This is a genomic window from Ensifer sp. SSB1 (assembly GCF_016652895.1).
GTDB lineage: Bacteria > Pseudomonadota > Alphaproteobacteria > Rhizobiales > Rhizobiaceae > Ensifer.
On the sequence record NZ_JAEPRP010000092.1, the window covers coordinates 1 to 12,876 of the forward strand.

The following is a 12,876-nucleotide window of genomic DNA, read 5'->3' on the forward strand; positions in this document are numbered from 1 at the left end:
CCACTACATTCCCTTCGCCTTCCATTTCTACGGCTTGATCCTGGCCGTCCTCGATGGCGGCGACTGGACGAAAAGGTATCGTGAACGGGCCCGACTGATCGCCGGAGACATGGCGAGATGGTTTGCCGATGACGGGCCGGCGCTCTGCTTCGGCCGCTCGATGACCTATCGTTTTGCCATCTGCGGCCTTTTCGGCGCCATGGCGCTCGCAGGCGACGAGGAGATCCCCTTCGGCGCGCAGAAGGGTTACTTCCTGCGCCATTTGCGCTGGTGGGCGAAGCACCCCTTTGCCGCGCGCGATGGCGTGATGCCCGTCGGCTACGCCTATCCCAACCTCATCATGTCGGAACCGTACAATTCCGCGCAATCGCCCTATTGGGCGCTGAAGGCCTTCCTTCCGTTGATGCTGCCGGCAGACCATCCGTTCTGGGCGAGCGCCGAGGACGCCTGCCCGAAGCGATCCGCCGTCTCCACGCAGCCGCATATCGGTTTCCTGATTGCGAACCCGCCAGGGGATGCGATTGCGCTCTCCTGTGGTCAGCACACGAGCGCCGAGAACACCTTTATCCGTTTCGCGCCCGAGAAATACGCGAAGTTCGCCTATTCGGCGCGCTACGGCTTCAGCATCGAGAACGATCTCTGGCGGTTCGACAATTCCGTGCTCGAATCCATGATCGGCTTCAGTGATGATGGCGTGCATTTCCGCGTGCGCGAAACCAACGAAGAGGCGTTGGTCGCCGACAACCTTCTCTATGCGCGTTGGCGGCCCTTCGCCGAAGTCTCGGTCGAGACCTGGCTTTACTGGGACGGCGATTTTCAGGTTCGGCTGCACCGTATCGACACGCCGCGGCCGCTCGCCACCATCGAAGGCGGCTTTGCAGTCGGGCGAGACGCCGGCGAAGCTTGCAAACAGGATACTGGTCGCGCCGTCGTCGCTACGACCTCGGATCTGTCGGCCATCCTCGACCTCGGTTCGACGGTCCCTCGTGAAGGGCGCTGCCATATCGCTGCCCCGAACACCAACCTGGTTTCCGCAAAAACCTTGGTTCCGCAATTGCGCGGCACCGTTCCAGCCGGCGTCAGCACGCTCGCCGTGGCCGTGCTTGCGCAGGCCGACGCGTCACAGGGCACAAGGAAACTGTCCCGCTTGCCCGCAGCACCCGACGTCGAAGCGCTGCGACGGCACCTGCGTGAGACGGGGACCGCCGTAACGCTAATGCGCGGCGTGCCGCTCTGACCTCCCTCGATCCTCCCACAACGACCGAAAGACTTGATATGTCGATCCCCGATTTCACATCCCGCCACGCCATCGATCCGCTTGCAGCCGCAGCGATGGGGACCGACGAGCTGCGCCACAATTTCCACATCGGCGATCTGTTTGCGAGCGATCGCGTCAATCTCACCTATACCCATTACGACCGCATGGTGATCGGTGGGGCGATGCCGGTTGAGGGCGAGCTGACGCTCGAAGCCATCAAGCCGATGGGAACGAAGACGTTTCTCGAGCGCCGCGAGTTGATCGCCGTCAACATCGGCGGGCCGGGACGGGCCGTCGTTTCCGGCAAGAGCCATGCGCTCGGCCCCCGTGACATGATCTATGTCGGCATGGGATCGGACGTGGTGTTTTCGTCGGACGACCGGTCGAAGCCGGCCAAGTTCTATCTGTTGTCGGCCCCCGCGCACCGTACTTACCCGACGGCGCTGCTGACGATCGCAGGCGCGAAGCGTCTCGATCTCGGCAGCCTGGAAACATCGAACGAACGATCGATCTTTCAGTTCACCAACGGGATCGAGACCTGCCAACTGGTCGTCGGCATGACGGAGCTCAAGAAAGGGTCGGTTTGGAACACGATGCCGGCGCATATCCATGATCGGCGCATGGAGGTCTACCTCTATTTCGATCTTCCGGAGCCGGCGCGGGTTTTCCATTTTCTCGGAGAGCCTTCCGAGACCCGTCATATCGTGATGGCGAACGAAGAGGCGGTGCTGTCGCCGGTGTGGTCTATCCACTCCGGTTGCGGCACTTCCAGCTATGCCTTCATCTGGGCGATGGCGGGCGACAATGTCGACTACACCGACGCCGACCCGGTGCCGATGGAGACGCTGCGATGAGCGATCTCTCGGCGTTCAGCCTCGAAGGCAAGCGCGTGCTGGTCACGGGCGCCAACACCGGGATCGGCCAAGGCATCGCGGTGTCGATCGGCCGGGCCGGCGGTGAAGTGATCGCGGTCGGGCGCTCGTCGATGGCCGAGACGGTCGAAAAGGTCGAAGCGGCGGGCGGCCGGGTCCTGCCGGTTGCCTGCGATCTCGCCGATGGAGATGCGGTCAAAACGTTGATTGACCGCGTCTGGGAGCAATGCGGCGCTCTGGATGGACTGGTCAACAATGCCGGCATCATTCGTCGGTCAGCCTCCACGGAGCTCTCGGAGGCCGACTGGGACGAAGTGGTCGACCTCAATCTCAAGGCGGCCTTTCTTCTTTGCCAGGCCTATGGCCGAAAACTCCTGGACGAACAGCGAGCCGGGCGAATCGTCAACATCGCCTCGCTGTTGTCCTTCCAGGGCGGCATTCGTGTCGCATCCTATACCGCCTCAAAACATGGGGTGCTGGGCATCACCCGCATCCTTGCCAACGAATGGGCCAGCAAGGGTATCAACGTCAACGCGATCGCACCTGGATACATCGTCTCCAACAACACTGAGGCGCTGCGCGCAGATGCAGATCGCTCAGCTGCGATCCTCGACCGCATTCCGGCTGGTCGCTGGGGCAGGCCCGACGATATCGGCGATGCTGCCGTCTTTCTGCTGGCGCCCGCTTCCCGCTACATGCATGGCGCGGTCATTCCGGTTGATGGCGGCTGGTTGGCGCGTTGAGTGCAGCTCGAGATCTCTATCTCGGGCCGCGCACTATCTTGCAAGGGTGTGCGAGCTCTTGCGCCCAACCTGGGATGATCGGCCCGATAATCAGTTTTCCGATCGATCGCCATCTATCGGTGAGTATGTCTGCGGCGATTTTTTATACGCCTCTTCGCAGAGCCGAGAGCAGAACCAGTGACCCTCGCCAGTTGCTCGCTTGTAATGCGAATAGGGGGCATGCATCTTGCAAACCGGGTCGATCCACCCGGGGTCTACCAAAGGAGCGAGCTCGATCTCGAATAGTTCGATCTCGCCTGCCACAGATCGCAGAGCCTTGGGACCAAGGTTCTTGACTACAATGCCTCTTGCCTGTGCAGCATCCGAGATCGGGCCCGTCGCGAGCAACTGACCCGGAGCGGCAAGAGCGGCAATGCGGGCCGCGATATTGACAGTCGAACCGAAGATATCGCCGTCCCTGCGGATGATTGGCCCGTGATTTACCCCAGCACGCGTCAGCGGCAAACGCGGATCGTTTCTGCATGATTGCAGCAATGTGCCAAGCGCCTGAATGGCCAGGTCTGGGTCCGGGAAGGCGAGCATTGCCTCGTCGCCGATCCATTTGAGTGGTGGCTGGTAGTCTGTAAGAGAGGTCCGGACCCAGTCTTCGAAGAGTTCGAGGATATAAATTGCCGAGGCGTCGCCATAGACGTCAGCAATTGCGCTGAACCCGGCCAAATCGACGAAAGCGACGGTGGTCGATGCGCTGGAGTATTTCTCGTTCTGCCTCATAACGCTTGTCACCGGTTCATGTGTCTTGCCGGAATCTATCGGACAAGGCGACAAAATCCCACCATGCAATTTTGACCATCCGCAGTCACATTGTGCTGAACCCATCGGCAACGGGCTCGGACCTCCAAAGCGCTAGCGGCGTACGATTGCCGCGGCTTGAACACCTAAAGCTCGGACATGCCTGGCGTTGGCAATCTCTGGGCTCGGATCTAGCTCTCCTTAGACCAAGCCAAGGTCTAGCAAGATCCGGACGCCGTAGTCCGTGTAGGGACCAACCTCGTTAAACCCAGCGCCAAAACCCACTCAAGAGCAGTTTTGTGTAGCATGGACGTCGCGCGGGGGGCGCCGCACGGCCACCACGGCTGTGTTCGTCGAGACGTCTGAGCACTCGTTCCGGCGCTTTCCGAAGCCGCGTCCGGTCGTTCCCGTCGAGACCCGTTGCAGAGCGGTATTTTGTCACGTCGCATCCGCCCGTTAATGTGGTATTTGATATGCCACATTAACGGAGGGCGCCCATGGATAGGGACGAAGTACGCAAGCCGATGGTTTTTTCTGGCGAGCAGGTGAGCGGCAGAGATCTCAATGGCAGCAGTCTGATGCCCATGCTCGTCGTCGGGCTTGTGCTGGTTGCAATCGGCTATGCGGCCGTAATGATCTTTGTCTAGGCAGACGTTTCAGGGGGCGGTTCGTGATCCATGACGCAGCGGCCTCTTGAATGTGCTCCTCTGAGATCGGGCACATGGAGCCGCGCCGGGCTGGTTGGCGGGGCCACCGCAGAGAGGTTGCCTCCGGGACGTCCGCGGAACGCCTACTGCATATGGTACCTGCTTTTACCGCTGCGCGGTGCGTGGGCTCGTGGGAAGAACCTCTAGGCGCTGTGTCCTGACTGAGCCGTCGGCCTCGACGATTGCCTGCCAGCGCCGATTGCCGCAGCGCACGGAAAGGCGCCAGCGGCCGTCATCCTCTCCTACCCCGCGTTCCACGCGGGAGGCGACGAGGCCGCGGCGCATGTAGTCGCGCAAGGTTTGCGTCGGCCAGCCGAAGCGTGCGGCCAGCATCTCTGCCGGCAACAGGAATTCGCCTGCGGCATCACGGCAAAGGACGAGCGGCTCGGTATTGATTTCCATCATGGCAGCACCTCGCGCGCAGTTGGTGCAACGACCAAGGAACCCGCGCCGCCGTGGAAGGCGAAGGTAGCGTGAAAGCAATGGGCCATGCGTGGCGCCCGGTCGAACAGGTGAATGGCGACCTCCGGCGGGTGCGGCATGTGAAGCGCAGCAATCATCAATCCAGTCCCCTTTCGTCTCAGGCGACGTCGGCATCGATACCGAGCAGCGGGCCGAGCGCTGCCCGGTTCCGCACGATGTCGGCCAGCGTGTATTTGTCGAGAACTGCGAGGAACGCGCCTAGCGCCTCGTGCAGCATGCCCTTGAGCTGGCACGCCGGCGAAATCACGCAGCTGTGCCCTCCCGCCTGCATGCATTCGGCCAGCGCGAACTCATCCTCGGTTGCCCGCACCAGCGCGCCAACAGCGATCTCTTCCGGCGCCTTCGCGAGCCGGATGCCGCCCGCACGGCCGCGCGTCGTTTCGACGAGTCCGAGGTCACGCAAAGTCTGCGCCACCTTGAGGAGGTGGTTGCGTGAAAGTCCGTAGGCTTTTGCCACGTCATTGACCGTACATGTGCCGTTCCGCCGCGTCGCGGCGAAAATCAGCATACGCAGGGCATAGTCGGTGTGGAGCGTCATTCGCATCGTGGCCGCGCATTCCTTTAAAGTGGTATTTTATGCGCCACTTTAATGCACTTGTTCCACGAGGGAAAGTTCATGGGGCATGCGGCATGATGGCCTGTGGTTGAGCGGCGCATATGTTCGTGACCTTGCGGCCCAAGAGCCCATCGGAAGCCAAACGAGCGGGTGATGTCCGTCTGAAGGGTGTGTAAGCCCTCGGCGCGCATTTAAGAATGGGGCGCCCCATCGATGATTTGCCGGATCTGTATCGAGCGTGGCACATCGATTTCGATGATAGCGGATACATCACGCGCTACGGGGTTGATGGCGCGTTTTGAAAATCCTCGCCGCGCCCAACAGCATCTCGTCCGCCAAACGCAGGCTGGTCAGGAACCGGAGGGTCAGCCAAATAGCTTCTTCGCCGGCCAACCTGACATCACCTCGTTGACGCGCTTATGTGGCAGCACCCTTCGACATGTTCAGCGGGGGCATTACGTCGGAACTCAAGGGGCTCACATACGGTGTCTGCGCCGTATGTTGCGCCAAAGCTGCCTTGGCTTCTTCAATCAGCACCGGATCGGTCAACGCCGCCAATCCCGTCGCGGCCATTGCCTTGGCAGCATGAACCATCGCCTTGTGAGCGGCAGGCGACTTTCCTTGCGCGACCACCTGCCAGGTATGGAACGGCGTGCCGATCGCAACGGTGGGCGCATGCACTTGCACCGTAGGCACCACCCAGCTGACATCGCCGATGTCGGTCGAACCGATGAATGGTTTGCGCTTGGTGTCTCGCGGCGTGAGGAAGTCTGCCAGCGGCGCGTCGGTCATCGGCATGCCAATCGCCTGGTATACCGAGGCGATGTCCTTGTCCGACAGCGTACCGCGTATTTCCTTGGCATAGGCGCGATCCTGATCGTCGAATTCAGGTGCGCCAAGCTCGTCCATGGCGTTGTAAAGCGCCTGCTCGAGTGGCCCGTTATCCAGCGTATTCGAAACGGCGCTGACGATCTTCATGTCTACGCTGGTTTCCGTCATCAAGGCCGCGCCCTGCGCAATCTTGCGAACGCGCTCCACGAGATCGAGCATGCCCTGCAGATCCATCGCGCGAATGGAGTATCGCACCTGCGCCCGCGCCTGAACCACGTTGGGGGCGATCCCGCCCGTATCCAAAATCGCCGAATGCACGCGTGCATCCGACGGCATATGCTCGCGCATATAGTTCACGCCGACGCTCATCAGTTCGACGGCATCGAGTGCGCTGCGGCCAAGATGGGGCGCCGCAGCCGCGTGAGCGGCCCGGCCGGTGAAAATGAAATCTGCGCGCGTATTGGCCAAAGACAGAGCCGGTGCGACTTCCCAAAAACTGTATGGATGCCACGAAATGGCGATGTCGACATCATCGAACGCCCCTTCGCGCACCATGAATGCCTTTGCCGCACCGCCTTCCTCGGCAGGGCAGCCATAATAGCGCACCCGCCCGGGAATCCCCTTCTCGGCCAGAAGGTTCTTCAGTCCGACCGCCGCGAGCATGGCGCCGGATCCGAGCAGATTGTGGCCACATCCGTGACCATGCCCGCCCGCCTCGATCGGTTTGTGCTCAGCTGTTCCGGCCTCCTGGCTAAGGCCCGGCAGCGCGTCATATTCACCCAAGAATGCGATGACAGGGCCACTCTCGCCGGCCTCACCGATAACCGAAGTGGGGATGCCTGCGATGCCCTCCGTCACGCGAAACCCGTGATGGAGCAGCTCTGCCTTATGCTCTGCGGCCGAACGAACTTCGGTATAGCAAACCTCTGGCATGCCCCAAACGCGATCACTGAGTTCAATCAGGCGTTGCTTCTGCGCATCAATCTGGTCCCACAGGTCCTGGCGATTATTCGCACTCATGTCTAATCCCATTTCTCTCTACAGCTGTACCGCGTCGTCAAACACCAGTTCATTGACCGGCGGAATTCGATCCTCAAACCAGAAAGCCGCCGCCGCTCGCGACATGGCGGCACCGTCGTGCCCGACGCCTGCAACATCGACCAACTTCCAGTTAAACGCCAGTTCGAGGAGTTCGGCTTGTCTCTTGGCGTAGTCAAATACAAGTTTTGCCCGTGCATAGCGCGACGGCCCTTGCGCCAATGCCTCGGGTTGTGACGGCAAGTTGGGATCATCCTCCGCAATATCCTGGTCACCGGCAAAGATGTGCATCGGATATTGAAACCACCGCGCAAGATGCTCGTCGTCCAGGCAGATGCCAAAAGATTGCGGATTTTGTTCTGGCGCGCCCGCTCGACGTGGTGGCGATGTCAATCGAGGGCGTGGCGCAGGCGAGCGGCAGCTCTACCGCGACGATCACCCGCTTCGTCCGTGCTGCCGGCTACAATGGCTTCAGCGAGTTTCGGGAAAAGATCGTTTCCGACTATCAGATTGCATCCGGCGATTTCGGCGAAGGCGCAAAGGATCCTGCCGCCGCGGACTTCGCGGATTCGACGCTGCACCGTCTGTTGACCGGCAATGTCCGAAACATCCAAGACGCAATCTCGAACATCGAGCCGCAAACGGCCGGGATGTTTGTCGATGCGCTGACCGTAGCAAGGCGCATCATTATTCTGGGCTCAGGTGCGAGCCACTATGCGGCCGCCTATCTTGAGGAAGGCCTGGCGCTTTACACCGAAAAGAACGTTTCCAATGTCCTCTTGAGGGGGGCGACGCAGTACTCGAACAATGTCATCCGCACGATTAGCGACGGCGATGTCGTGGTTGCGATTTCCAAGCCGCGCTATTCCAACAGCACTGTCGAACTTACGAAGGTGGCGAAGACCAGAGGCGCCAAGGTTCTGGTGATAACGGATAGCCCCACATCGCCATTGGCACCGCTGGCCGATGTCATTTTTTTCGCGCCGGCGAAGAGCCGACTGTTGCCCAATTCACCTGCTGCGATATTCGCATTCGCCGATGCTCTAATAGCGACTATCGCAGGGAAGTCGCATCGACGTTCGAAACTCCGCCCGAAGATATTTATCTCTGAAGTCTGGCTGAATGGCCGGCGGCTGGTGCAGGAGGTGATGCGTTCGCCACCAGGCGCGACAAACTTGCCTATTGATGTGGTCGCACGAAAGAGCCATGTGAAGGTTATGCATATGGAAACCTTTATCAGGATATCGCGGCTAATCGATCAAGCACGCTCCGTTACCCGGAGCCGGCAACACTGATTCTGTAACACCGCCACAGACCCCGCCGCTCCGGGAATCCACTTCTCAAAAGTGCGTTTCATGTCATGTCGTCTCTACGGCATGTTGACGGAGTGTACCCATGCCCGTGTTCCGAGCCCGGCTGGTTTGCATCACTTGCAACCGGCATCTTCCTCTTTCCGCTTACCGTTGCCCATGGTGCAATACCCACGCCAACGGTGCCCGCTACGTCTCCAGCGCCATACGCGATCGAGGGGCCCATCCGCCTGTCACCTCCTTGTATGGCGAGGAGGTCCGCGAATGAACGGCGTCACCCAGAAGGACGGGTGCGCTGCCGAGCAGGGTGCACCGGAAGAGTTGCAGCAAGTCGGAGTTCTTCCTTGGCGAATTCGCAAGAATGGCGACGCGAGGATATTGCTCATCACGTCGCGCAGAAGTGGACGGTGGATCGTGCCCAAGGGGTGGCCCGGGAAGGGGCTCGCGCCCCGTGTCGCGGCATCACGAGAAGCGTTGGAGGAGGGCGGAGTTATCGGTGTCATATCGAAGGCGCCGGTGACGACCTACCGCTATATGAAATGTCTGGATGACGGCTCACGCGTTGCCTGCCGCGTGGCGGTGTTCGGTATGAACGTGCGCGGGACGCTGGTTGATTGGCGGGAAAAAGGACAAAGGACGCGGCGGTGGTTTTCGCTTGCCGCGGCGGCGGACAAGCTGGATGACAGAGAACTTGCCACGTTCCTGCGCAGCCTGAGTGCCGCATCTGAACGTTCGGAGTCACCGACCGACCTGATTGGGCAAACGTCTCCACTCGATGAGATTCTGATGTTGAGGCGCTAGCGCAGTGCCGGTTTTCCCGCCCGCCGCAAAGCGTCTTCGGCCGGTTCCGTCCACCTCCAGCCACAGGATCAGTCCTGCACGCTGATTGCCTGGCGTCACTGGCAAGAGTGGCGCCAGGGGTCTCGCCGAGATTGAACCCTCGAATGCTGAGCCGACGGACGATCGTCGGCCAAACAACTCATGCCGAAAGAAGAAGCAATGCGCTTTAGATACAGTCACACCTTGCCGATCAGCGGTCCAAACAAGCTGCCCCGTTTCAAGCAATGGGCCGCCGAGAACATCCCGGAAGTCGCCTTGTCCCTGCCTCCCCAGGTGCCGGTAAAGAGTACAGCCTTGACGGTGCGTCTCAGGTCTATCGAGGATCGTGCTACCCTGGTGGCGAAGCTTGTAGGCGTAGATCTCGACAACCGGAAGGCCGGATAGCGGTGTTATGGGCGGTTCAGAGATTGCGTCCGACGGCACGCGCAGACTTTTCCTGCCGACGCCAGTCCTTAAGCGGCGCCCGAACCGCCTGATATATCGATGGCTTGCCGTAGCTCTCGGGCCGCGGCAGCCGGAAAACCAGCCGAAGTGCACCGGCGCACGCCCTGAACGCGTGCGTCGCCGAGCAAGAAAGCAAGGAGACGGACCCAACCCGTATGGGCCTCGAACGCCAGGGGCGATGAATTCAACCTTCGCTGTCAGGCGATGTCGAGTTGCTTCTCGCAGCGAAGCAACATGCCGTAGAGGTCGCGCGGCCCGTCGGAGTCGGCGAGGAATTCGAGTTCTGTGAACGTGCCCCATCGGTCACCGAGGCAAGATCGACGCTGGCGGCCTTCAGTCGATGGACGAACTGCCCGGCCCGCGGCAGTTGGGGTATTCCTCTCCGAGACCCGCAGCCCTGCACGACTTGAGGCTTGCTCTGCAGACTGATATCCAAAGAGTGTGCGCTTCTCGCCGTCACTGTTGGGTGATTGCTTCGCGCGTAGTCGTCGACTTCTTGAGGGCGCTTCGCGTCGTGGGGCAGTGTGAATGAAATCGTCGACGGATATGGCCTCCTCATCGCGCCCTGCGTCTTTCGGGTTGGCTGCAAAGCTCTTCACCGTTCTCGTTGTGCTCGGCGCGATCGCAATTCTGGTCACGGCGGTGCTTGGCTATTTCCGCGCCCGTGACGCGATTGAGGCGGTGATTTTTGATCATCTCACGGCAGCCCGCCAGAACAAGGTTCGCCAGGTCGAAACCTATTTCCGCACAATCCAGACCGAGTTGCGGCTGCTTGCCACTTCGAAGATGGTTGTCGATGCAACACGAGAGTTTCGCGGCGCGGTCGACAGGCTCGATCGGCAAGACTTGCCGCCGGAACTGCGCGAAAAGGTCAGCAGCTGGTATGCCGACAATTTCATCCCGCAGATGACACGGGTGCTGGGCAGGGAGCCGGCGCTGTCCGATTACCTTCCGGTTGGCACCGCGCCATACTATTTGCAGTACCAGTATATCGTCACCAATCCGAACCCGCCGGAGAGACGCAAGCTCGTCGACGATGCCGGCGACGGAAGCGACTACAGCCGCCTTCACGCCATTTACCATCCGCTGCTGCGCACGGCGGCCAACACTGTCGGTTTCTTCGATTTCATGTTGGCGGACCCGAAGACCGGGCGGCTGATCTACACGGTCCAGAAGGAGGTGGACTTCACGACGTCTCTTCAATTCGGTCCGTACCGTCGCTCCAACGTTGCCAGCGCCGTCGCCCGATGTGCGGAAAGTGCCGATCGGTCCGCGATCTGCCTCGAGGATTTCGCGCCCTATGCGCCGTCTGGCGGCGCCCCTATTGCCTTCATGGCCGCACCGGTGATCGACCGAGGTGAAGTCATCGGCGTGCTGGTGGCGCAGCTGTCGAACGAAGAGATCGACAAGGTCGTCACCGGGAACCGGCGCTGGCGGCAGGAGGGTTTCGGAGAAACCGGCGAAGCCTACCTCGTCGGGCCCGACTATCTCGTTCGCTCAGGCCCACGGGCGTTCTATGAAGACCGCGAGGGATATTTCGCCGAGCTCAAGTCCGTCGGCACATCGGACGGGGAGATCGCCGACATTCAGCGCTACGGGACGCCGGTGCTGCACCAGCGCATCGAGACTGCGGCCACAAGGGCGGCCCTTGCCGGTGTCGAGGGAACCGGCGAGATCGTCGGCTACCGCGGCGTTCCCACACTCGCGTCCTGGGGGCCGCTTGCGATCGCCGGCGTCAACTGGGGTGTTGTCGCCAAGATCGACAGCGCGGAAGCCTTTGCGCCGATCGACCAGCTGCGCCGGGATCTGATGGTCGTTGGAGCGGTAGCGTTGCTCGCGTTGACCGCCGCGGCCGCCTGGCTTGCACGGGCAATGCTTGGACCGCTCAGGGAGCTCACGGCGGGCGTGAAGCGCTTCGCTGCGGGAGACTACGAGATCAGCGTGCCCGTTCGCACAGGCGACGAAATCGGGCAGCTTTGCCTGGCTTTCAACGGCATGGTCGAGGATCTGCACGAAAAGAACGTGGTGATCGAAAACAAGAACCGTGAGAACGAGGAACTGTTGCTGAACGTGTTGCCTGCGCCGATCGCCAACCGACTGCGCGGCGGCGAGGAACGGATCGCCGACGGGTTCGCCGAAGTCACGGTCGCCTTTGCCGATCTGGTGGGCTTTACCGAGCTTTCGTCCAACATGCCGCCGCATGATGTCGTGACAATGCTCAGTGGGCTGTTCACGCGTTTTGACGCGGCAGCGCAGGATCTCGGCATCGAGAAGATCAAGACGGTCGGCGACGCCTACATGGCGGTTTGCGGTCTGCCCGAGCCTGTACCCGATCATGCCGAGCGCATGGTGCGCATGGCCATTCGCATGATCCATATCAGCCGCGAGCACGCGCTGGAGCACAACACGTCCTTGAAGCTCAGGGTAGGCATCAACAGCGGCCCGGTGGTGGCCGGCGTCATCGGCAAGAGCAAGTACATTTACGACTTGTGGGGCGACACGGTGAATCTTGCGAGCCGAATGGAGGCTGCGGGTGTTCCCGATTCCGTTCAGGTGACGCGCACGGTTTACGAGCGGCTTCAAGGCCAGTTCGTCTTCGAGGCGCGGGGCGCGATCGAAGTCAAGGGTAAGGGTAAAGTGGAGACCTGGCTCCTCAGGCTCTAGTGAGCCCGCGATCATGGCATTGACCGAGCGAAGGCGTCACGTCCGCGCGCGACGAGATGTCGGGCCTCGTACTCACGGCGTTGGTTCATCTCGTTCCTTTGGCGGAACAGCGTAAGGTTTTCCGGCGACGACCCAATCGCTTGGTGCGATCTCCGAAAATATCACCGTCGTACCGTTCGGGTGGACGCCGGCCTTTTCCTCGAGCATCTGCGTGATGGCCGTGGCGATCTCCATCTTGAGATCGTGACTGCGGCCGGGGAAAAGTTCTATTCTCACGATTGGCACGAGAGGTCCTCCAAGGATGGCATGTTTCCGGGGCACGGTCGTTCGCCGGGCCGCTG

Annotated in this window: 14 protein-coding genes; 7 read left to right on the forward strand and 7 right to left on the reverse strand. The window is 61.0% G+C overall.

Features of this window, described 5'->3' with window-relative positions; translation table 11 throughout:
- The 3 genes from I8N66_RS21740 to kduD form a co-directional block, all read left to right on the forward strand.
- Positions 1-1,237: DUF2264 domain-containing protein (locus I8N66_RS21740; protein WP_291157514.1), on the forward strand; the 1,237-nt coding region annotated here is incomplete at its 5' end.
- 38 nt (positions 1,238-1,275) lie between these two features.
- Positions 1,276-2,112 carry a 5-dehydro-4-deoxy-D-glucuronate isomerase gene (gene kduI / locus I8N66_RS21745; RefSeq protein WP_291157516.1) on the forward strand — a complete coding sequence of 279 codons (837 nt, stop codon included), beginning with the start codon at positions 1,276-1,278 and terminating at the stop codon, positions 2,110-2,112.
- Complete coding sequence (gene kduD / locus I8N66_RS21750) at positions 2,109-2,873, forward strand: 2-dehydro-3-deoxy-D-gluconate 5-dehydrogenase KduD (protein WP_291157518.1); 765 nt, start codon at positions 2,109-2,111, stop codon at positions 2,871-2,873. The genes kduI and kduD overlap by 4 nt, the downstream gene beginning before the upstream one ends.
- 90 nt (positions 2,874-2,963) lie before the next feature.
- Here kduD and I8N66_RS21755 read toward each other — a convergent pair whose 3' ends face one another.
- A complete protein-coding gene (locus tag I8N66_RS21755; protein WP_291157520.1) occupies positions 2,964-3,644 on the reverse strand; it encodes an adenylate/guanylate cyclase domain-containing protein in 681 nt (226 codons plus the stop codon).
- A 515-nt stretch (positions 3,645-4,159) separates the two neighbouring features.
- On the opposite strand from I8N66_RS21755, the gene I8N66_RS21760 reads away from it, so the two are divergent.
- Entirely contained in the window at positions 4,160-4,309 is a 150-nt protein-coding gene (locus I8N66_RS21760) for a hypothetical protein (protein ID WP_291157522.1), read from the forward strand.
- A gap of 165 nt (positions 4,310-4,474) precedes the next feature.
- Here I8N66_RS21760 and I8N66_RS21765 read toward each other — a convergent pair whose 3' ends face one another.
- The 5 genes from I8N66_RS21765 to I8N66_RS21785 form a co-directional block, all read right to left on the reverse strand.
- Entirely contained in the window at positions 4,475-4,774 is a 300-nt protein-coding gene (locus tag I8N66_RS21765) for a DUF6522 family protein (RefSeq protein ID WP_291157524.1), read from the reverse strand.
- Complete coding sequence (locus tag I8N66_RS21770; RefSeq protein WP_291157527.1) at positions 4,771-4,929, reverse strand: hypothetical protein; 159 nt, start codon at positions 4,927-4,929, stop codon at positions 4,771-4,773. The genes I8N66_RS21765 and I8N66_RS21770 overlap by 4 nt, the downstream gene beginning before the upstream one ends.
- 20 nt (positions 4,930-4,949) lie before the next feature.
- A complete protein-coding gene (locus I8N66_RS21775) occupies positions 4,950-5,396 on the reverse strand; it encodes an Rrf2 family transcriptional regulator (RefSeq protein ID WP_113537333.1) in 447 nt (148 codons plus the stop codon).
- A gap of 429 nt (positions 5,397-5,825) precedes the next feature.
- Complete coding sequence (locus I8N66_RS21780; protein WP_291157530.1) at positions 5,826-7,259, reverse strand: M20 family metallopeptidase; 1,434 nt, start codon at positions 7,257-7,259, stop codon at positions 5,826-5,828.
- Between the two features lie 18 nt (positions 7,260-7,277).
- Positions 7,278-7,670, reverse strand: a complete 393-nt coding sequence (locus I8N66_RS21785; RefSeq protein WP_291157532.1) for a hypothetical protein — start codon at positions 7,668-7,670, stop codon at positions 7,278-7,280.
- Here I8N66_RS21785 and I8N66_RS21790 point away from each other — a divergent pair.
- The 3 genes from I8N66_RS21790 to I8N66_RS21800 all read left to right on the forward strand — a co-directional run bounded on the left by I8N66_RS21790 (position 7,664) and on the right by I8N66_RS21800 (position 12,535).
- Positions 7,664-8,572 carry a MurR/RpiR family transcriptional regulator gene (locus tag I8N66_RS21790; protein WP_291157534.1) on the forward strand — a complete coding sequence of 303 codons (909 nt, stop codon included), beginning with the start codon at positions 7,664-7,666 and terminating at the stop codon, positions 8,570-8,572. The genes I8N66_RS21785 and I8N66_RS21790 overlap by 7 nt on opposite strands.
- 279 nt (positions 8,573-8,851) lie before the next feature.
- Positions 8,852-9,388: an NUDIX hydrolase gene (locus I8N66_RS21795; RefSeq protein ID WP_291157536.1), complete on the forward strand. Its 537-nt coding sequence runs from the start codon at positions 8,852-8,854 to the stop codon at positions 9,386-9,388.
- Positions 9,389-10,399: 1,011 nt separating this feature from the next.
- Entirely contained in the window at positions 10,400-12,535 is a 2,136-nt protein-coding gene (locus I8N66_RS21800; protein WP_291157538.1) for an adenylate/guanylate cyclase domain-containing protein, read from the forward strand.
- Positions 12,536-12,607: 72 nt separating this feature from the next.
- Here the strand turns inward: I8N66_RS21800 and I8N66_RS21805 are convergent, their stop codons facing one another.
- Complete coding sequence (locus tag I8N66_RS21805; protein ID WP_365887658.1) at positions 12,608-12,856, reverse strand: tautomerase family protein; 249 nt, start codon at positions 12,854-12,856, stop codon at positions 12,608-12,610.
- Positions 12,857-12,876 lie beyond the last annotated feature (20 nt).